The organism is Amycolatopsis sp. NPDC051071 (assembly GCF_040682875.1).
Lineage (GTDB): Bacteria > Actinomycetota > Actinomycetes > Mycobacteriales > Pseudonocardiaceae > Amycolatopsis.
In genome coordinates this window covers 23,383-43,191 of the sequence record NZ_JBFBBY010000036.1, presented here as the reverse complement: position 1 = coordinate 43,191, position 19,809 = coordinate 23,383, and the positions used below count along the sequence as shown (strand labels likewise).

The 19,809-nt window shown below is 67.6% G+C and carries 21 protein-coding genes and 1 tRNA gene; 10 read left to right on the top strand and 12 right to left on the bottom strand.

All coding sequences use genetic code 11. The annotated features are described in order from the left end of the window. Positions 1-113: 113 nt before the first annotated feature. Entirely contained in the window at positions 114-938 is an 825-nt protein-coding gene (locus tag AB0M65_RS14910) for an SDR family NAD(P)-dependent oxidoreductase (RefSeq protein ID WP_364027030.1), read from the bottom strand. Positions 939-1,104: 166 nt separating this feature from the next. Here AB0M65_RS14910 and AB0M65_RS14905 point away from each other — a divergent pair, with 166 nt between their 5' ends. Further along, positions 1,105-1,860, top strand: coding sequence for a serine protease (locus AB0M65_RS14905; protein WP_364027074.1), 756 nt, complete (start codon positions 1,105-1,107; stop codon positions 1,858-1,860). 7 nt (positions 1,861-1,867) lie between these two features. Then, positions 1,868-2,086, top strand: coding sequence for an RNA-binding S4 domain-containing protein (locus AB0M65_RS14900; RefSeq protein ID WP_005149665.1), 219 nt, complete (start codon positions 1,868-1,870; stop codon positions 2,084-2,086). An 18-nt stretch (positions 2,087-2,104) separates the two neighbouring features. Here AB0M65_RS14900 and AB0M65_RS14895 read toward each other — a convergent pair whose 3' ends face one another. Next, entirely contained in the window at positions 2,105-3,061 is a 957-nt protein-coding gene (locus tag AB0M65_RS14895) for an Ldh family oxidoreductase (protein ID WP_364027027.1), read from the bottom strand. A 112-nt stretch (positions 3,062-3,173) separates the two neighbouring features. On the opposite strand from AB0M65_RS14895, the gene AB0M65_RS14890 reads away from it, so the two are divergent. The 3 genes from AB0M65_RS14890 (at position 3,174) to AB0M65_RS14880 (ending at position 4,036) form a co-directional block, all read left to right on the top strand. Beyond that, complete coding sequence (locus AB0M65_RS14890) at positions 3,174-3,461, top strand: DUF2277 domain-containing protein (protein WP_364027024.1); 288 nt, start codon at positions 3,174-3,176, stop codon at positions 3,459-3,461. Positions 3,462-3,489: 28 nt separating this feature from the next. Next, positions 3,490-3,852: a DUF4190 domain-containing protein gene (locus tag AB0M65_RS14885; protein WP_364027021.1), complete on the top strand. Its 363-nt coding sequence runs from the start codon at positions 3,490-3,492 to the stop codon at positions 3,850-3,852. A 95-nt stretch (positions 3,853-3,947) separates the two neighbouring features. Beyond that, a tRNA-Ser gene (locus AB0M65_RS14880) sits at positions 3,948-4,036 on the top strand. Between the two features lie 49 nt (positions 4,037-4,085). Here AB0M65_RS14880 and AB0M65_RS14875 read toward each other — a convergent pair. Beyond that, positions 4,086-5,891, bottom strand: coding sequence for an RICIN domain-containing protein (locus tag AB0M65_RS14875; protein ID WP_364027018.1), 1,806 nt, complete (start codon positions 5,889-5,891; stop codon positions 4,086-4,088). A gap of 182 nt (positions 5,892-6,073) precedes the next feature. Here AB0M65_RS14875 and AB0M65_RS14870 point away from each other — a divergent pair, with 182 nt between their 5' ends. Both AB0M65_RS14870 and AB0M65_RS14865 read left to right on the top strand, forming a co-directional pair. After that, on the top strand, positions 6,074-6,481 hold the full coding sequence (locus tag AB0M65_RS14870; protein ID WP_364027015.1) for a YciI family protein: 408 nt from the start codon (positions 6,074-6,076) through the stop codon (positions 6,479-6,481). Between the two features lie 8 nt (positions 6,482-6,489). Next, positions 6,490-7,632 (top strand): DUF6596 domain-containing protein, encoded by a 1,143-nt coding sequence (locus tag AB0M65_RS14865; RefSeq protein WP_364027072.1) that lies wholly within the window; start codon positions 6,490-6,492, stop codon positions 7,630-7,632. Here AB0M65_RS14865 and AB0M65_RS14860 read toward each other — a convergent pair. Continuing rightward, on the bottom strand, positions 7,613-8,125 hold the full coding sequence (locus AB0M65_RS14860) for a MarR family transcriptional regulator (RefSeq protein WP_364027012.1): 513 nt from the start codon (positions 8,123-8,125) through the stop codon (positions 7,613-7,615). The genes AB0M65_RS14865 and AB0M65_RS14860 overlap by 20 nt on opposite strands. Before the next feature lie 540 nt (positions 8,126-8,665). Between AB0M65_RS14860 and AB0M65_RS14855 the strand changes: the two genes are divergently transcribed. After that, positions 8,666-9,583, top strand: a complete 918-nt coding sequence (locus AB0M65_RS14855) for a neutral zinc metallopeptidase (protein ID WP_364027009.1) — start codon at positions 8,666-8,668, stop codon at positions 9,581-9,583. A 146-nt stretch (positions 9,584-9,729) separates the two neighbouring features. On the opposite strand, the gene map is transcribed toward AB0M65_RS14855, so the two are convergent. The 6 genes from map to dxr form a co-directional block, all read right to left on the bottom strand. After that, complete coding sequence (gene map, locus AB0M65_RS14850) at positions 9,730-10,587, bottom strand: type I methionyl aminopeptidase (protein ID WP_364027006.1); 858 nt, start codon at positions 10,585-10,587, stop codon at positions 9,730-9,732. 23 nt (positions 10,588-10,610) lie between these two features. Continuing rightward, on the bottom strand, positions 10,611-12,416 hold the full coding sequence (locus tag AB0M65_RS14845; protein WP_364027002.1) for a penicillin-binding transpeptidase domain-containing protein: 1,806 nt from the start codon (positions 12,414-12,416) through the stop codon (positions 10,611-10,613). Between the two features lie 51 nt (positions 12,417-12,467). After that, complete coding sequence (locus AB0M65_RS14840) at positions 12,468-13,322, bottom strand: GNAT family N-acetyltransferase (RefSeq protein WP_364026999.1); 855 nt, start codon at positions 13,320-13,322, stop codon at positions 12,468-12,470. Between the two features lie 167 nt (positions 13,323-13,489). Beyond that, on the bottom strand, positions 13,490-14,641 hold the full coding sequence (gene ispG / locus AB0M65_RS14835) for a flavodoxin-dependent (E)-4-hydroxy-3-methylbut-2-enyl-diphosphate synthase (RefSeq protein WP_364026996.1): 1,152 nt from the start codon (positions 14,639-14,641) through the stop codon (positions 13,490-13,492). A 118-nt stretch (positions 14,642-14,759) separates the two neighbouring features. Continuing rightward, positions 14,760-16,001 (bottom strand): site-2 protease family protein, encoded by a 1,242-nt coding sequence (locus AB0M65_RS14830; protein ID WP_364026993.1) that lies wholly within the window; start codon positions 15,999-16,001, stop codon positions 14,760-14,762. A gap of 3 nt (positions 16,002-16,004) precedes the next feature. Beyond that, a complete protein-coding gene (gene dxr, locus AB0M65_RS14825) occupies positions 16,005-17,210 on the bottom strand; it encodes a 1-deoxy-D-xylulose-5-phosphate reductoisomerase (RefSeq protein ID WP_364026990.1) in 1,206 nt (401 codons plus the stop codon). 95 nt (positions 17,211-17,305) lie between these two features. Between dxr and AB0M65_RS14820 the strand changes: the two genes are divergently transcribed. Further along, positions 17,306-17,575 carry a DUF2631 domain-containing protein gene (locus tag AB0M65_RS14820; protein ID WP_364026987.1) on the top strand — a complete coding sequence of 90 codons (270 nt, stop codon included), beginning with the start codon at positions 17,306-17,308 and terminating at the stop codon, positions 17,573-17,575. A gap of 13 nt (positions 17,576-17,588) precedes the next feature. Here the strand turns inward: AB0M65_RS14820 and AB0M65_RS14815 are convergent, their stop codons facing one another. Continuing rightward, positions 17,589-18,191 carry a hypothetical protein gene (locus tag AB0M65_RS14815; RefSeq protein WP_364026985.1) on the bottom strand — a complete coding sequence of 201 codons (603 nt, stop codon included), beginning with the start codon at positions 18,189-18,191 and terminating at the stop codon, positions 17,589-17,591. Between the two features lie 116 nt (positions 18,192-18,307). Between AB0M65_RS14815 and AB0M65_RS14810 the strand changes: the two genes are divergently transcribed. Beyond that, positions 18,308-18,985 carry a peptidylprolyl isomerase gene (locus tag AB0M65_RS14810; RefSeq protein WP_364026982.1) on the top strand — a complete coding sequence of 226 codons (678 nt, stop codon included), beginning with the start codon at positions 18,308-18,310 and terminating at the stop codon, positions 18,983-18,985. Between the two features lie 19 nt (positions 18,986-19,004). Here AB0M65_RS14810 and AB0M65_RS14805 read toward each other — a convergent pair whose 3' ends face one another. After that, positions 19,005-19,766 (bottom strand): barstar family protein, encoded by a 762-nt coding sequence (locus tag AB0M65_RS14805; protein ID WP_364026979.1) that lies wholly within the window; start codon positions 19,764-19,766, stop codon positions 19,005-19,007. Positions 19,767-19,809: the final 43 nt, after the last annotated feature.

Sequence of the window (19,809 nt, the reverse complement as noted above, 5' to 3'; positions counted from 1 at the left end):
TCCGGAAGGGGAATCACGAACGTGAGCATTCTGGTGCATTTCCGGCGCCGCCGTAAGTAACGCACCCCGATCGAGTTATCCCAAGCCGTCCGGACCACGGAGGGTTACTCCGTTCAGAGGCGCTTCATTCCGACGCGTCCCAGAAGTGCCAGTGGCCGCTGGTAAAAGGAGCCGAGCAGCCGCGGAATCGCGTCGATGACGTAGGCGTCCGCGCCGATCAGGATGCGCGGTGTCCCCCGTTCGATACCACGGACGATGGTCTGCGCGGCCTTCTCCGGCGTCGTCCTCGCGATCTTCTCGAATCCTTTCGCGGCCTTGTCGAGGTCCCGCTCGGCGCCACCCCGCGCGTCACGGGCGATATTCGTCTTGATGCCGCCGGGATGCACACAGCTGACCTTGACCGGATGCCGCGCGATCAGCATTTCCTGGCGCAGTGCCTCGGTGAAGCCGCGCACCGCGAATTTCGCCGCGTTGTAGGCGCTCTGCGTCGGCACGCCGATGAATCCGAAAACACTCGAAACATTGACGATATGCCCGTCACCGGAACCGATCACCTGCGGCAGGAAGGCCTTCGTGCCGTTGACCACGCCGCCGAGGTTGATCCCCATCAGCCAGTCGTAGTCGTCCCAGGTCATTTCCTCGACCGTCGCGCCGAGCGCGACACCGGCGTTGTTCACCACGACGTTGGCGCCCCCGAAATCGACGGCGACCTCCTCCGCGTGCGCGAGAACGGCGTCGCGATCGGCGACGTCCAGCTCGTACCCCTTCGCGGTCGCGCCCGCCTTCTCGCAGAGCGCGGCGGTCTCGGCGACGCGGATGGCGTCGACGTCGGAAACCGCGAGCTTCGCCCCGCGTCCCGCCAGTTCGAGCGCGAGCGCGCGGCCGATTCCCGAGCCCGCGCCCGTGACCACCACGACCTTGTCCGTGAACGACTTCATGCCCGTTCCCCATCTCAGCCAGACCGTTACCCGAGGTAACACATACTACGGGTATCCAGGCCACTCCGCTGTGAGATTGCTGTGCGTTGATCGATTCGGGCTGTGTTCGTGGACCGCTTATGGTGATCTGTACTCAGGACAGCCGTGGACGAGCGAAAGGATGGCGATGCGCCGCGCCCTGCTGCTCGTGCTCTGCTTCGCGCTGACCGGGTGCTCCGGCGCGTCGGAGGCCGAGCCCGCCGACACCGCCGGGGCCGCGACAGTGGCGGTCACCCCCACGTCGCGGTACAACCCCGCGATCGGCACGTTGTTCCTCGACGGCTCACACTTCTGCACGGCCAGCGTCGTCCACAGTGGTCCAGGCGACCTTCTGCTCACCGCGGCGCACTGCCTTCACGACGGCGAAGGCGGCGAGTACGCATCAGGGATTACCTTCGCCCCCGCCTATCACGACGGCGTCGCGCCCTACGGCTATTGGGACGTCTCGGATCCGCAGGTTCCCGAAGGCTGGGCCGATTCGTCCGATCCGGACTTGGATGTCGGGTTCGCGACCGCGCACCAGGCGGGCAACACGAAGTCCCTCGAAAGCATCACCGGCGCCAACAAACTGCTCACCGGCGGCGGTTTCGTCCACCCGATCACTCTGACGGGTTACCCCGACGAACGCGAGGCGCCGGTCGTCTGCCACGGCACCAGCGACCAGGCCGACACCTACCAGATGCGCGTCGGCTGCCCCGGTTTCACGACCGGCACCAGCGGCGCCCCGTGGGTGGTCGGCCCCGATCCGGAGACCGAACTCGGCACGGTCGTCGGCGTGATCGGCGGCTACCTGTACGGCGGGGACGACCCGGACACGTCCTACAGCAGCTATTTCGACACCGACGTCGCCACCTTGTACCGGAAGATGGACTCCCGAGGATGATCTCCCCATGAGCATCCACGACGTCCCGATCACCGGCGAGCCGATCCGCCTCGGCCAGTTCCTGAAACTGGCCAACCTGGCCGAAGACGGTTCGCACGCCAAAGACCTCCTCGACGCCGAAGAAGTCACCGTCAACGGCGAGGTGGAGGTCCGGCGTGGTCGCCAGCTGACGAACGGCGACGTCGTGGAGGTCGGCGGCGAAGGCGGCCGCGTCGTCCTGGCCTAGGGCGTGCCTGACCCCGCCCTAGGGCGTGCCTGACCCGCCCGAGCGGCCCTGCAGCGAAGGCAGGCGCAACGCCTTCGCGAGTTCCTCGAGTTCGCGGTGCACCGGTGCGTTGAGCGGGACACCCAGCGCCTGGCACTGTTCGAGGTACTGCGCCTCGCGCCAGCCCGGGTAGCGGACCGGGGTCCCGCCCTCCCAGCCGAGCAGGCTCCCGAACAACGCGCTCGCGGCCTTGTAGAAGCCGTCGGCGCTGCGCAACGTCGTCGGCGCGATGGCCATCACCATGAGCCCGGTGTCGTGGTCGTGGTCGCCGACGCCGGACAGCACCCCGGCGAAGATTTCGACCAGCAGCGCGAAGCCCGCGACGGCCGAGTTGTCGACGTCGGCGAGGGTGTCCAGGTCGAGGACGAATTCGGGGTACGCGCCGGCGGGGGCGGCCATGCCGAGCGGGTTCGCCGCCGTCCCTTTTTCGCCGCCCGCCGCCATGACCAGCCCGATCATGGTGTGCGGCAACGCCCGCGCGGCGTGGTGCCCGGCGCGGCCGAACGGTCCGACGCCACGGACCGACATCAACCCCACGCCGTACCGGCCGGCTCGGGTGATCGCCCTGTCCATCGCGTCGCCGACGGCCCACAGGCCGGGCGCGCGACGGTAGTCGATCAGCGCGGCGGCACCGCGGTCGGCGATCATCAGCGGTTCGGCGCGCGGCCGCACCATGCCGTTGACCAGCATCGGCAGATGCAGTCGGGTCAGTTCGGCGACGCCGGTCTCCGGGCTGCCGGTGAGATCGCCGTGGCATAACGCCTCGGCGGCCATCCTGGCACGCGACCACGGCAGGTCGTGCGCGGTGAAAGCCTCGGTGACCAGGTCGATCAGCGCGTCGATCGGGACGCGCTGCCAGACCTGTTCCGGGATCGGGGAGGGTTCGGCGGTCGGCTCGGCGGGGGCTCGGCGGAGGGAGCGAGGTCTGAGGGGCACTCCGCCGAGAGTGCTTAACGTGTTTTTCGGCGTCAACGAAGCGGGCCAGCTTCTAACCGACTGTGTGATCGAAGCGCCCGGAAGCGTCGGTGGTCAGACGTACGATCGGGGTATGTGCCGGAACATCACCACGCTTCGAGGCCTGGAGCCGGCGGCGACGCCGGACGAGATCGAGGCCGCCGCCCGCCAGTACGTCCGCAAGGTGACCGGGGTGCAGAGCCTCTCGGACGCCACCCGTGAGCCGTTCGAGGCCGCCGTCGCGGAGATCACCGAGGTCACCAAGCGGCTGCTCACCGAACTTCCCTCGCGCCGTCAGCCGCCGCCGACGGTGCCACCGTTGCGCCGTCCCGAGGTACAGGCACGTATCGCCGCCAAAGCCGCGAAGATTCAGGCGTCCTGAACCAGGCTCCGGCGGTTACGGTGAGCCGGTGACATATCCGCAGGACCCCTACGGTCAGCAGCAGCCTTACGGCCAGCAACCCCCGTACGGCCAGCCGTACCAGCAGCCCGGCTACGGATACGGTCCGCCGATGCCGCCGCAGGAACAGGGCCTGGCGATCGCGGCGCTGATCGTGTCGATCGCCAGCCTGGTGATCTGCAGTGGTCTGCCGTCGCTGATCGGCGTCATCATGGGGCATATCGCGCACTCGAAGGCCAAACGCGGCGAAGCCGGTGGACAGGGGTTGGCGCTCGCGGCGATCATCATCGGCTACATCGGCATCGCGATCATCGTCGGCATCGCGCTGCTGATCGTCATCATCGGCATCGCGACGGACTGGGACTTCGACTAGGGCGTCCATGCCCCCGCCACCAACCTCGACGGGAAGCTTCGCTTCGACTGGATCCGAAGCATTCCGGTAGCGAGCGGTCGGATATCCTCGACAGCGGTAGCGTGTCCGAGCGGCCGAAGGAACATGTCTTGAAAACATGCGAGGGCTCTGTCCTCCGTGGGTTCGAATCCCACCGCTACCGCCAGTCGTGAAAACGAAGCTCCCCAGGCCCTGCGGACCTGGGGAGCTTCCCGTTACGCGGGTACGAGGCCCCAGACGGTCTCGTCGCTACGGCCACCCACGAAGGGCCGTTGCTCCAGTAGCGAAGCCGTGCCGTTGTTGACCTGCCGCACCGCCAGCGAGCTGGCCCGGTTCACCAGTCCGTATCGCGTGTCCGCGCTCCGGAGCAGCTTCCACTGCTGATCGGTGGCCGAGCCGCAGTGCGTTTGTTCGAGGAGCGCGCCTTCCGCGGTGCTGCCGGAGACCGGCCGCAGGCACTGTCCGCTCCGTTCGTTGACGATCTTCCAGTACCCGCCGCCCGCGTCGGTGAGCTTCCACTTCTGGCCGTTGTCGTTCTGCCTGGCCACGTTGGTGATCTTCGCGCCGGCGGACGTCGAGCCGTCGACCACGGCCACGCTGTTGCCGTTGGTGGCGGCGGCGAAGTAGTACTTCTTGGCTGCCTGCGGACCGGGGTCGGCGACGGGGTTCAGGGTCCACTGCTGGTTGGCCGCCCCGGTGTAGGGCTGCTGGACGAGCGGCGCCGGGTACGCGCCGCCATCGGTGACCGCGTAGCCGGTCAGGTAGTTGAAGATCGCCACCTTGCCGTTGCCGAGCGGCTGGAACGCCCACCGCATGCCGTTCTGGCCGTTGCAGTTGTACTGAAGGATTTGCGTGCCGGGCGCCGTCCCGCTCTGGGCGCTGTCGGCGCAAAGCTGGCTGTTGGCGTTGACGAGTTGCAGACCGGTGTTGTACCCGAGGATCCACTTCTGGCTGGTCGAGTCGTTCCGGAGCCGCTGGCTGAGGTTGACGAGGCCTCCGGTCGACGAACCCACGACGTCGATGGCGTTGCCACCCGCTCCGGTGATGACGTAGGTCTTCCCGCCTTGGGCGTGGCCGTCGTCGTTGTCGGGGGTGTCCTTCTTGATCAGGAAGGCGCTGTTGGCCACGTTCCAGTGGGTGGCGAGCCAGCTGCCGGGGGTGGGATTCGTGCTGAAGTAGTCGTCGTTCCCGCAGTCAAGCAACCGATCGAAATCGCGCTGTGTGCAGTCGAAGGACTGAGTGTCGCCGTAACACATCAGGTCCCATTCCTGCGAGCAGTGCCCGCCGCCCTGGTAGTGCGGGGCACCGGGAAGGACCGCGCCGAGCACATGGCCCAGCTCGTGGGCGGTGGCGTTGACACCCCAGCAGGGAACGGCGATCTCGGTGTAGTGCCTGCCGTTGTTGAAGGCGTTGGCGGGACCGGGCTGGTCGTCGTTGTCACCCCAGGTACCCGCGCACGTGTGGGGATTGTCGGAGAACAGGATGTAGTCGCGGTCGGCGTTGAAGAAGCCGGCTTGGATGGCACGGTCGCGGATCGCGCCGGACTGGTACGTGCCGTCTGGCACCACCAGGGTGGCGACGGCGACCTGACAGCCCGCGCCGGCGGTCGTCACGTAGCGGATGTGCCTGCTGCCGCCCGTCACCGCGGCGCTGTCGTTGAACGAGTCGTCCATCCCGGACGCGTAGGCACGCAGGGACGGCGCGACGGTCGCGTACCGGTCGGGTTGACCGGTCTCACGGACGTAGACCAGCTCGATGCGCTTGCCGGAAACACCGTCGCCCTCGCAGATCACCGGGTTGGCGGCGATCTGCGCCTGAGCGACAGCGGGAGCGAGTGGGGCGATCGGGGTCGCGCCGGGCGGCAGCGGCCGGTCGTGATCTTTGGCGGCGAAGCCGTCCGAGATCGGGGCTGTCGGGGGCGAGCCTGCTTCGGCGGCACTCGCGGTCTCACCGATGAGCAAACCGCAAACGAGGCCGGCGGTCACCAGCATGCCGGTGTATCTCCGCTTTACTTGGGACAAGGACTGTTCCTTTCGCGAGGGAGAAGGATCTGTCGCGATAAAGAACGTTAGAGGTCGGATGTATAGACCACCAGGCAGAAGAACCGGCAATCTTCCCGGCGATGTCGAGAACCCGTGTCCTGCTCCGTCCCAGGGCCGAACGCGGCCAGAATGGCTCGCACCGTCATCGAGGAGAACCCATCATGGCCAAGTACCTGCTGCTCAAGCACTATCGCGGCGCTCCGGCCCCGGCCAACGACGTGCCGATGGACCAGTGGACGCCGGACGAGATCACGGCACATATGAAGTACATGGACGACTTCGCGGCCCGGCTCCAGCAGAACGGCGAGTTCGCCGACGCCCAGGCACTCGCCCCCGAAGGGACCTTCGTCCGCTACGACGGCGAAGGCCGCCCGCCGGTCACCGACGGTCCCTTCGCCGAGACCAAGGACCTCATCGCCGGCTGGATGATGATCGACGTCGACACCTATGAGCGTGCGCTTGAACTCGCGGGCGAGTTGTCGGCCGCTCCGGGAGCGGGCGGGAAGCCGATCCACGAGTGGCTCGAACTGCGCCCGCTGTGGTCCGAGCCGCCCACCATCACGGAGTGACCACCGAGATGGACGAGACCCTGCTTCGCGGTCTCACACCGAACGTCCTCGGGATCCTCGTCCGCCGCGGAGCCGGCTTCGCGGCGGCCGAGGACGCCGTGCAGGAAGCGCTGATCGAGGCCGTCCGCGTCTGGCCCGGCGACAAGCCGAAGGATCCGAAGGGCTGGCTCGTCACCGTGGCGTGGCGGAAGTTCCTCGACGCGACCCGCTCGGACGCCGCCCGCCGCCGTCGCGAGGAGCTCGTCGACGAGGAGCCGCCGCCCGGACCCGCGTCCGGCGTGGACGACACACTGCAGCTCTACTTCCTGTGCGCCCACCCGTCGCTGACGCCGTCTTCCGCGGTCGCCCTCACGCTGCGTGCCGTCGGCGGGCTGACCACCCGCCAGATCGCCGAGGCGTATCTGGTGCCCGAAGCGACCATGGCGCAACGCGTCAGCCGGGCCAAGCGCACCGTCTCGGGTGTGCGGTTCGACCAGGCGGGCGACGTCGCCACCGTGCTGCGTGTCCTTTATCTGGTCTTCAACGAGGGCTACTCCGGCAACATCGACCTCGCCGCCGAAGCCATCCGGATCACCCGGCGGCTCTCGGCCGTGATCGACCACCCCGAAGTGCGGGGCCTGCTCTCGCTCATGCTGCTCCACCACGCCCGGCGGGCCGCCCGGACCACGGCCGACGGCGAACTGGTGCCACTCGCCGAGCAGGACCGGGGCCGGTGGGACACGTCGGCGATCGCGGAGGGCGTCGAGATCCTGCAGGCGGCACTCGCTCGCGACCGGCTGGGCGAGTTCCAGGCACAGGCCGCCATCGCGGCACTCCACGCCGACGCGCCCGCCGCCGAAGAGACCGACTGGGTGCAGATCGTCGAGTGGTACGACGAACTCGCCGCGCTCACCGACAGTCCAGTCGTCCGGCTCAACCGTGCGGTGGCCGTCGGCGAGGCGGACGGGCCACGCGCCGGGCTGGCGGCACTCGCGGCACTGAACGGATCGCTGCCCCGGCATACCGCGGTCGCGGCGTACCTCCACGAACGCGACGGCGACCTGGCGACGGCGGCGAAACTGTACGGCGAAGCGGCCGAGAAGGCGTCCAACCTCGCCGAGAGCGCCCATCTGACACGTCAGGCCGCCCGGCTCAACGCTCTTCTGAGGTGACCGGCGGCAGACGCGGGAGACCGTCTATCTCCGACAGATGCTCCAGCACCCGCCCGAAGGCCTGCCCCAGCACCGTCTGCTCCTCGGCACTCAAGAGGTCGATCAGGTGCTCGCGGACACCCTCGACGTGGGTCGGCGCCGCACCCTTCAGCAGCTCCGCCCCGCGTTCGGTCATCTCCGCGACGACGCCACGCTTGTCCGCCGGGTCGCGGGTGCGGCGGATGACGCCGTCGGCCTCCAGCCGGACCATCTGATGCGAAAGCCTGCTCTTGGTCGAGCCGAGCATGCTGGCCAGTTCCGTCATCCGCATCCGGCTGTCGGGCTGGAGCGAGAGGCACACCAGCACCTCGTAATCGGCGAGAGTGACATCGTGGCGCTCGGCGAGTTCGCGGTGCAGGCGCTGTCGCAGCCGCATGGTGGCGACGATGTACGAGCGCCACGCGACCATTTCGGGCTCGGACAGCCAGCGCACATCCTTCTGCTCCACCGCCATCCACGCAGCGTAGATCGTTGATCGCGTAAGGCGCATACCCGCCGGTCACTTTTCGGGTGGTGAAAAATCTGGGAGAACATTCGCCCGAAGGTGGGTTACGAAAAGGTTGAGACTCGGCGAGAAAAGGCGCATTCTGCTTGTCAGCGGATGGTCGGGCAAGTATCGGGCGAACCGTCGAAGGATCGCCGGACCTGCTCCCAGCCGAGAAGGGTCAGGTGGTGGTATGGCGGGTGATTCTCGCGGTTGACCGCCTGCTGTGTCCCGCGACCGGAACGGAAAGGACCGGGTCGGTCGCGACTGCGAACAGCGACGAGCGCGGGCATCTTCGATGCGCTCGACATAACCATTCTCGCGCATTCGGCGTCACTCGAGCCTGTTTCGGGTTTGCGGCCTCTTCGACCGCCTCGGCAGTGCCGGACGCCGGCCCGGTGATCGCGGCCAACCGGCGATCAGCAGTAAAGACAACCTCGGTACCTGGGTGCGGCCAGCTGTAGTGGCCGCACCCAGGCATATCCGGGCTTCTCCGGCTACGCTTCTCCCGTGCGATTCGACGAAGGCGCGGGCCTGGACACCTCCGAGGTCGAGGACCTGCGCGGCGGCGGTGGTGGTGGCGGTATCGGCGGCCGGGTGGCGCTCGGCGGCGGCGGGCTCGGCGTGGTCGGCCTCGTCATCTACTTCCTCCTCTCCCAGTTCGGCGGCGTGAGCCTGAGCCCGGCTTCGGGCGGACTGGGCAGTGTGGGCTCCGGGCAGCAGATGGACGACACGTCGCTGTCACAGGAATGCAAGACCGGCGCGGACGCGAACCGGAACCACGACTGCGCGATCGTCGCCATCATCAACTCGATCCAGGACTACTGGGGGCAGGAATTCCAGCGCTCCGGATCGACCTATCGCAAAGCTCGCACCAACTTCTTCAACGGCGGCGTGAACACCGCCTGCGGCAACGCGACGTCGGACGTCGGACCGTTCTACTGCCCCGGCGACTCCAAGGTCTACATCGACCTCGGGTTCTTCAACGAACTCCGCACCAAGTTCGGCGCGCAGGGCGGGCCGTTCGCGGAGGCGTACGTGCTGGCCCACGAATACGGTCACCACGTCCAAAACCTCACCGGAGTGTCCAAAAAGGGCACCGGCAGCGGGCCGGCTTCGGGTTCGGTACGGCTCGAACTGCAAGCCGACTGCTACGCCGGCGTCTGGGCGAACCACGCCACCACCACACCGACCGAGACCGGGCGGCCGCTGATCAGCGAAATCAGTCAGGAAGACGTCAACTCCGCGCTGGACACCGCTTCGCGGATCGGTGACGACTACATCCAGTCCAAACTCGGCGGTGGCCGGGTCGACGAGTCGAAGTTCAGCCACGGGACCTCGGCGCAGCGGAAGAAGTGGTTCACCACCGGCTTCCAGACCGGCCAGCCCGCGCGGTGCGACACCTTCGCGACCAACAGCCTGGGCTGAGGTACCTACGGCGGCGCGTGAAGGACCCCTTCCCTCGGCTCAGCCGAAGAAACTCGACCTTCACACCTTCCCCAGTACAGGAAGGCCCCCTTCCTTGCGCTAGGCGCAAGGAAGGGGGCCTTCACGTACTTCAGGCGAGGCTCAGGTCAGGGCAGGGTCAGGATTTCGGCGCCGTCCTCGGTCACCACGAGGGTGTGCTCGAACTGCGCGGTCCACTTCTTGTCCTTGGTGGTGACGGTCCAGTCGTCCGCCCAGATGTCGTAGTCGATGGTGCCGAGGGTGATCATCGGCTCGATCGTGAAGGTCATGCCCTGCTCGATGACCGTGTCGACCGACGGCTCCTCGTAGTGCAGCACGGTCGGCGCGGTGTGGAACGCCGGGCCGACGCCGTGGCCGGTGAAGTCGCGTACGACGCCGTAGCCGAACCGCTTCGCGTACGCCTCGATGACGCGGCCGATCACGTTGAGCTGCCTGCCGGGCCGGACGGCCTTGATGGCACGCAGCGTCGCCTCGCGGGTGCGCTCGACCAGCAGCCGCGCCTCTTCGGAGACGTCGCCCGCCAGGAACGTCGCGTTGGTGTCGCCGTGGACGCCGCCGATGAACGCGGTGACGTCGATGTTGCAGATGTCGCCGTCCTCGATCACCGTCGAGTCCGGGATGCCGTGGCAGATCACCTCGTTGAGCGAGGTGCAGCACGACTTCGGGAAGGCGCGGTAGCCCAGCGTGGACGGGTAGGCGTGGTTGTCCAGGAGGAACTCGTGGATCACCTTGTCGATGTCGTCCGTGGTCGCACCGGGTTTGACGGCCTTGCCGCCCTCCTCCAGCGCCTGCGCCGCGATGCGGCTCGCGACACGCATCGCCTCGATCACCTCGGGCGTGCGGACCCCGTTGCCCGTATCGCGTTTCGGCGCCGGCCTGTCGACGTACTCGGGACGGGCGATACTGGCGGGGACGAGTCGCCTCGGCGTCTGGACGCCGGGCTTCAAGGGGGAACGAACGGACATGCGTCCAGCCTACGACCTGCTCGCTAGCCCAGCCCCGTCAGGAAGCGCTGCGCGGCCTCGACCGCCGGTTTGGACGTCCCGGCGTCGGTGAGCAGCACCGCGAACGCCAGGTCACCGGTGTACCCGACGAACCAGCCGTGCGAGTGCGTCCCGTCGCCGAACTGCGCCGTCCCGGTTTTGCCCCGGACGTCGGGCAGCGGCTTGAGCAGGGTCGCGGTGCCGTCGGTGACGACCTCGCGCATCATGGCGCGGACGGCGTCGAGCACCTCCGGCCGGATCGGCTTGCCGAGACCGGACGACGTCGCCGCCATCCCCCGCACCAGCGTCGGCACGGGGACCTTCCCCGACTGGACCGCCGCCGCGGCGATCGCCATCCCGAACGGGCTCGTCACGACGGTCCCCTGGCCGAACCCGTTCTCCGCGCGCTGCGCGACGGTGTTCGCGGGCGGCACGGATCCGGTGATCGTGGTCAGGCCAGGGACGACGAAGTCCGCGCCGATGCCGAGGTCGCGTGCGGCGTCGGTCAGCGCCGCAGGCGGCAGGTCCGTCGCGAGCTTCGCGAACGTCGTGTTGCAGGATTTGGCGAACGCCTTGGACAGCGGGACGACACCGAGCGCGAACTTGCCCTCGTTCGGCACCGTCCGGTTCTCGAAGGTGGCCGTGCCGGGGCAGTCGACCGGACTGTCCGCCTTGACCTGCCCCGCCGACAGCGCCGCCACCGCGGTCGCGATCTTGAACGTGGACCCCGGCGGGAACCGGCCGCTGAGCGCCAGCGCTCCCTGCGTGTCGGCCGGGGCGTTCTGCGCGACGGCCAGTAGTTCGCCGGTCGACGGCTGGATCGCGACCAGCGCTGCGGCCGTCGGGACCGGCGCCAGCGCGCGCTCCGCCGAACCCTGCGCCTTCACGCTCAGCGTGCTGACGACCGCGGGCGCCGGTTTGGGATGCTCGATCTGCAGTTCGGTGCTCTCGCCGCCACCCGCGTCGAGGGTGACGACGCGCCAGCCCGCCGCGCCCTCCACCTGGTCCTCGACGAGCGAGCGGACGGCGGGCAGCACCTGCTTGCCGGAGTTCTTGTCTTCGGGCAGCAGCCTGTCCTGTTGACTGAACCGGACGCCGGGCAGGTCGTAGATCTCGGGTTTCACCTGTTGGTAGTCAGTGCCGCGCAGGCTCACCACCGGATAGCCGTCACCCGGTTTGAGCGCCTTCACCCCGTCGCGGATCGACTGCCCGGTCACCGACGCCTCGAACCGGTTGAGCGCGGCACCGAGTTTGTCGGAGACCGCCACCAGGTCACCGGCCTTCGCCGGATCGAGCACCACGCCGACGACGGTCTGCGGGCGCAGCAACGGCATGCCGTCGCGATCCAGCACGGGCGCGAGGTCCGGCGGTTCGGATTTCAGCGCGATGGTCTGCTGCGCGGCCAGTTGCGGGTGGAGGACGGTGGGCAGCCAGCGCACCTTCCAGCCGTTCTGAGTGGAACGCACCTGCGCGTCGGCCTGGTACGTCCAGGCGCGGCCACGCGGCAGGTTCCAGGTGAGCTGGTAGGTCGCCGTCCCGTCGTCCGCGCCGGACGCGTGCTGGACCTTCGTTTCGGCGACCTTGATCGACTCCGGGGAAAGCGCCTTCCGTGCCAGCTCCATCGATGACCGGGCGGAATCCGGCGAATCGGTGAAGAACGCGGCGGCGGCGACGTCACCGGAAGAGAGTCCGTCCAGGAAGCCGGAAACGGCGTCTTCGGGACCGGAATCGGCGAACAGGCCGCAGCCGGCGGCGGAGAGGGCCACCACGCCCGCGAGCATGACGGCAACGACACGGCGACCTGCTGGCATGCCCCCGGATCCTGCCAGTCCCGGCGGTTTCCGCCCGGCCGAAACGCCGGTCTAGAAGAGAACCGTCGCGTACTGCCCGACCTGCTGGAAGCCGATCCTGCGGTAGGCGGCGAGCGCCGGGCCGTTGTAGGCGTTGACGTACAGGCTCGCGGTGCGGCCCATCCCACGCACGAGCCTGTTCACCACCGACGCCGTCGCGGCGGTGCCGAGCCCGCCACCGCGGCGTTCCGGATGGACCCAGACGCCCTGGATCTGGCCGACCGTGGACGACATCGCGCCGATCTCGGCCTTGAAGACGACCTCGCCGTCCTCGAACCGCGCGAACGCGCGGCCACCGGCGATCAGTTCCGCGACACGGGCGCGATAACCGGCACCACCGTCGCCGTTGCGCGGGTCGACTCCGACCTCTTCGACGAACATGGCTATCGCGGCGGGAAGGTATCTGTCGAGTTCTTCCGGCCGGACCGTGCGGACCAGCGGATCGGCGGCAACGGACGGCGTCCCGTCGAGCGCCATCAGCGGCTGGTCGTGCCGGACCTCGCGGGCGGGACCCCATTCCGGCTCGAGTTCGTCCCACAGTCCGAGGACCTGCTCGGCCGGGCCGACCAGCGACGAACAGCTCCGCTGGCGGCGCAGGGCTCGATCGGCGAAGGAACGCAACGCGGAGGCGTTGCCGCGCAAGGGGATCAGATTCGGCCCGGAGAAGCACAGCCCCTGGAGCCTGCCCGCCCGCACGGGACGGGAATCGGCGGCCCAGAGCTCACCACCGAGCCGCCAGGGGTCGAGACCCGCGGTCTCCACCCTGGCACTGACCATGCAGCTGCCGACCGGGTCCGCGGCGAGCGCGGCACGGACCGCCGGATAGTCCCGATCATCGAGCAGCCGTGCACCTGCAAGCCGCAACACCACTCCAGGGTGCCAGATCGGCGGCGTAAACGGAACGCAAGCTTTACGACACGCTGAGACAGCCTTGGCTGGCGGGGGCCACGATCAGCTCCCCGATGTCAGGAAAGACCCTTTCATGACACTTTTCGTCCTGAAAGGGTCTTTCCTGACATGCCTACTCGACCACCTCAGCCGACCGTGACGGTGGGCTCTCCCTCGCCGATGGTCTGGCCCGACTCTTCGGCGATCCGCATGGCTTCTTCGATCAGCGTCTCGACGATGGCGTGCTCGGGCACGGTCTTGATGACCTCGCCCTTGACGAAGATCTGACCCTTGCCGTTGCCCGAAGCGACGCCGAGATCGGCCTCGCGTGCCTCGCCGGGGCCGTTGACAACGCAACCCATGACCGCGACGCGCAGCGGAATCTCCATCCCTTCGAGCCCGGCGGTGACCTGCTCGGCGAGCGTGTAGACGTCGACCTGCGCGCGGCCGCACGACGGGCAGGACACGATTTCGAGCTTGCGCTCCTTGAGGTTCAGCGACTGCAGGATCTGGATCCCGACCTTGACCTCTTCCACCGGCGGCGCGGACAGCGAAACACGGATGGTGTCGCCGATGCCCTGGCGCAGCAGGGCGCCGAAGGCCACGGCCGACTTGATGGTGCCCTGGAACGCCGGGCCCGCCTCGGTGACGCCGAGGTGCAGCGGGTAGTCGCACTGCTCGGCCAAAATCTCGTACGCACGCACCATGACCACCGGGTCGTTGTGCTTCACGGAGATCTTGACGTCGTAGAAGTCGTGCTCGGCGAACAGCGACGCCTCCCACAGCGCGGATTCGGCCAGCGCCTCCGGGGTCGCCTTGCCGTACTTGTCCATGATCCGCTTGTCGAGCGAACCCGCGTTGACGCCGATCCGGATCGGGGTGCCGTGGTCCTTCGCGGCCTTGGCGATCTCCTTGACCTGGTCGTCGAACTTCCGGATGTTGCCCGGATTCACCCGAACAGCCGCGCAGCCCGCCTCGATCGCGGCGAAAACGTACTTCGGCTGGAAGTGGATGTCGGCGATCACCGGGATCTGCGACTTCCTGGCGATCGAGGCCAGCGCTTCGGCGTCGTCGGCGGACGGGCACGCGACACGGACGATGTCACAGCCCGCAGCGGTCAGTTCGGCGATCTGCTGCAGGGTCGCGTTGACGTCGGAGGTGAGGGTGGTGGTCATCGACTGCACCGAAATCGGGTGCTCGCTCCCGACGCCGACCGGCCCGACCTGCAACTGTCGGGTCTTACGACGCTCGGAGAGGACGGGAGGAGGAAGCGCTGGCATACCTAGAGCGACAGTCACGCCTTCAAGCGTACCTACCCCGATCGGCGGACAGACACGACGTCAGCCGTCACGGTGAGCAGCATTACCTGGGCAGCCCAATGGTGCTGACAGCGCGCTCCGTATACAGAGGTCCCCGTCACTGGAACAGCTTGACCGGGTTCACGATGTCGGCAGTAACGGTGAGCAGAGTCACCGCGCCACCGATGAAGACGAGCACCATCGTGACCGCGGAGAGCTTCGTGTAGTCGACCGGACCACCCGCCGCCTTGCCCCGCATTTTCCGGAACCAGTCACGGACCCGCTCGTACCAGACGACCGCGATATGCCCGCCGTCGAGCGGAAGCAGCGGCAGCAGGTTGAACACGCCAATGAAGAAGTTCAGGCTCGCCAGCAGGAGCACGAAGATCTCCCACAGACCGCGCTCGGCGGCCTCGCCACCGATGCGGCTGGCGCCGACGACGCTGACCGGGGTGTTCGGGTCGCGCTCACCGCCGAAGATGGAGTCCACCACCGCCGGGATCCGCGACGGGAACTCGATCAGCCGCTTCGCCGTCTCGGAGAACATCGTGCCGGTGAAGCCGAAGGTCGCCCCGACCGCGTCGACCGGGCCGTAGGTCAGCATCGGCGGTGCGGTGTTCTGGATCGGTGAGGCGCCGATCATGCCGACGTCCTTGACGACGGTGTTGTTGGAACCGTCGGCGACCAGGCGCTGCACCCGCGGCACGTCGACCATCAGGTTCAGCTGCTGCCCGTTGCGCTCGACGACGAACGGCGTCGGGCCGCTGGCGACCTGGACGGCGGCGAGCATGTCGCGCCAGGTCTTCACCGGCTTGCCCGCGACGGACAGGACCTTGTCACCGGCCAGAAGTCCGGCCGTCTTCGCCGGGGTCGGCGCGTTCGCCGGGCAGGCCGTGTCGTTGAGCTGCTCCATGGTCGTGGCCGCACGGGCGCACGACGTGGCGCTGATCACCGCCTCGGTGGGCGCGGCCTGCGCGGCCGGGTTCGGCAGGCCCATGGTGACGGCCATCAGGTACAGGATGACGAACCCAAGGATGAAGTGCATCGCCGAGCCCGCCGACATGACGACGGTGCGCTTCCAAGTCTTGAAGCGCCACATCGCGCGCTTCGACTCCTCCGGCGTCACCTCGTCGAGCGCGGTCATGCCGGCGATGTCACAGAACCCGCCGAGCGGGATCCACTTGACGCCGTACTCGGTCTCGCCGCGCCGGAAGGAGAAAACGGTCGGGCCGAAGCCGATGAAGTACCGCCGGACCTTCATGCCGAAGGCCTTGGCCGCCCACATGTGGCCGGCTTCGTGCAGCGCGACGGACAGGCAGATGCCCAGCGCGAACAGCACGATCCCGAGAATGAAGACCACGCGCTACTTCCCCTTACCGATCATCGCACCGGCACGCGCGCGAGCCCAGCGCTCGGCAGCAAGTACGTCATCCACGTCGCGAGGCTCGCGACGCCACTCGTCGGCGGCTTCCACCACCTGGGCAATAGTGTCCACAATCGAGGTGAAGCCGGTGTTCTGTGCGAGGAACGCGGCCACCAATTCCTCGTTTGCCGCGTTGTAGACCGCCGGGACGCAGCCACCGACGGTCCCGGCGTGTCTCGCCAGCTCGACGGCGGGGAACGCCTCGTTGTCCAGCGGCTCGAAAGTCCAGCTCGCGGGCTTGTCCCAGACGCACGCGGCCGCCGCGCCGGGGACACGGTCCGGCCAGTGCAGTGCCAGGGCGATGGGCAGCCGCATGTCGGGCGGGCTGGCCTGGGCGATCGTCGAGCCGTCCACGAAAGTCACCATCGAGTGAATGATCGACTGCGGGTGGACGACCACGTCGATGCGGTCCGTCTCGATGTCGAAGAGCAGTTTCGCCTCGATCAGCTCCAGCCCCTTGTTGACAAGGGTGGACGAGTTGATCGTGATGAGGGGCCCCATCGACCAGGTCGGATGCGCCATGGCCTGTTCGACCGTGACATCGGCGAGCTCCGCGCGCTCGCGGCCGCGGAACGGCCCGCCCGACGCGGTGAGGACCAGCCGGGCGACCTCGGACTCGCGACCGGCTCGCAGGGCCTGCGCGATCGCGGAATGCTCGGAGTCGACCGGCACGATCTGGCCGGCCTTGGCCGCGGCCAGCACCAGCGGGCCGCCCGCGATCAGCGACTCCTTGTTGGCGAGCGCCAGCGTGGCGCCGGTGGCCAGCGCGCGCAGGGTCGGCGGGAGCCCCTGGGAGCCGGGGAGCGCGTTGAGGACGACGTCGACCGGGACGGCGTCGATCATCTCGACGACCGCGTCGGCCCCCGCGAAGATGCGCGGGAGTTTGAAGTCGCCGCTGGAGTAGCCGCTCTTCTGCGCCTCGGCGTACAGCGCGAGCTGCAGGTCTTCCACGGCTGTCGGCCTGCTGACGGCGACAGCGTCGACCCGGTGGGCCAGTGCCTGCGCGGCCAGCGCCGCGGGGTCGGAGCCGCCCGCGGCGATCCCGGCGACCCGGAACAAATCCGGGTTACGGGCCGCGACGTCGAGAGCCTGGGCGCCGACCGAACCGGTCGAACCGAGCACGAGCACACTTCGCGAGGTAGTCATCGGGACTCATTGTCGCGCGGGGCCCGTCGGGCGCGTGCAGCCAGGTGTGGGATCATTCGCGGGCAAGTGAACCACCGGGTCTTGAGGAGTTGATCGTGGCGAGCAAGGCGGTCGAAAAGCGCGGCCGGGTGGGCGTCGACACCGTCGATCCCCGCGACGAGCCGTCGGCCGAATGGGGCTGGCACGGCTCCTTCCCGAAGGCGACGCGGATCGCGGGCTGGCTGAGCGCGATCATCCTGCTGGTGATGCTGTACGGCAACCACCATGGCTGGACCGAAAACCTGTGGCTGATCGGCCTGTCGTTGCTGATGATGTTCGGCCTGGTGCTGGACATCCGCAAGCGGCGCACGGCCTGGCGCAAGTAGTTCCTTCACGGCTCTATCGGCCCCCGCCCTCTTCCGAGGACGGGGGCCGATTGCCGTCCGGGGCCCAGAGCTCGCCGACGATCTTGACCGCGTCGTCGGCCTCGACCCCGTAGCGGTACCGGTACTTCGCCGCTGGCCGCTGGACCGCCGCCGCGACGTCCCCGATGGCGACGTTGTTCCACGAGCCGTTCGGGAAGAAGTGCCGCATCACGGCGAGGAACTTGCCGGTGGCCCAGACCGGGTCGGTCCGCTGTTCGAAGGAACCCCAGCTCGCCCGCTGCTGGAAGAGCCCGACCGAGTCGCCGAGCCCGCCGTCGAGGTTGGCGATACTCGACTCGACGATCACGGTGGCGACGGCGATGGCCGCCGCGCGTTCGTTGAGGCCCGCTCTCTGGACGGAGTCGACGACGGCTCTGGCGCACGAGGTGTTGTACGCGTTCATGTAGCCGCGCATTTTGGTGTGGAGTTGCTGGTTGAGCGCCCGCGCGGTGTCGGCGTCTTCGGCCGACGGGCCAGCCTGGGCGCAGGGCAGGGCAATGTGCTCGACCTGGTCGGGGCGGATCTCGGTGGGTGGAAGCAGGACAAGCGTGAGGGCGAGGTACGCGGCGGTGAACAAGAGGGGCTCCGTTGGTCGTGAGTGATTTGGGTCGTTCTAACGGCCCAAATCACTCACGACCCCCAACGCGCGTGATCGCTACCCGATGACCACCCTTTTGAGTTAGGTTCCCCCTCATGAAGCTGCGCTGGGGTGTCACCGCCGTCGTCTCCGCTCTCGCCGCCGTCCTGCTGCCCGGTGTGGCCACGGCCGCGCCCGCTGCTTCGGCCTCCCTGCCGATCGTGCGCTGCGAGTTCACGCCGACCCCGGAGAACCCCGCCGCCCGCCCGGTCTTCCGGCCGATCCCCTTCGCACTGACCCGCGGCACCATCGACGTCACGTTCCGCTTCAACTACGGCCCCGTCACCGTGCGCCTGAACCGCGCCGGCGCTGCTCCGTGCGCCGCGCACAACCTGGCGAGCCTGGCCCTGCAGCGGTTCTACGACCACAGCCAGTGCTGGCGCCTGACGAACTCCTCACGACTCGGCGTCCTCCAGTGCGGCGACATCTACGAAGCCGAAAAGGGCGGCCCGGGCTACAAGTTCCCGGACGAGGTCGACGGCACCGAGACCTACGAACGCGGCACCATCGCCATGGGCAACCAGGGCCCCGGCACCAACGGCAGCGAATTCTTCATCGTGCACTCGTTCGCGAACATCCCGAAGAACTACTCGGTGATGGGCAAGGTCGTGCGGGGCATGGAGGTCCTGGACAAGATCGTGGCCGCCGGGATCATCCCGACGGACCCGAACGGCCCCGCCGACGGACTGCCCGCTAAGCCGGTGAAGATCCAGAAGGCGACTGTCGGTTTTTAACTATAGCTCCAGCAGGGCCCTATTCGAGAATCAAGTTAACACCCCTTTCTGTAAACAATGCTGTAATTTCATCAAAATCGTCACCCATAAGGGTCGCAGAGTGACTCGAAGCCTTCCACGCAACAGTAAAGGGTGGAACCACGCCAAATCCTCCCGACAAACAATCTGCCAAAGAATTTACATCAGATCCAAAATAACCCGCAGGACCGTTCACTAGTTCACCAAAAGCACAATAGAAACTACTACTGTCAGCAATTACTTCACCATCGAGTACAAAGGTCTTTCCGGACAGGTCATCGACGCCTTGAGATGAACTTGCCATAATTCGGGCCACCTCCAACCAAGCGATCCTGTCGATCTCTGACAGGACTTTCCACTCGGCCACTTCCAGAGGCACTCCCTGGCGGCGATCCTCCCAGAGCCCTTCCGCTCCCACAGTTGGCACGCGATGAAAGAATCCACTCAACCTAATGTCGACAAGCGCCCTATCGCCGCCTTGACGCCGAATCCCTTTTATACTGGAGCCGCCGACATAATACGATCCGATTGACCGGCTCAGGCGATCTATGATCACAACCTCTATATTTCCGGGCCAGCCGACGAGATTTCTTTTCTCCCAACCATCAGAAGTTGCCGCGCAGCCTAGCAACCAAAATTCCCTCCAGGCAGCTTTCCGCGCCTCGTGCGCCACAAAAAAGTCAGAGACGCCAAGGGCCGAGAACAGGCGCTCATCGCCCTCTTCTTCAACCACAGCAAACCGCCAGAAAAGCGGGCCAGACACTCGTACCCCTCCAACCCATTCAGATCCACAGTCACCCCTCACG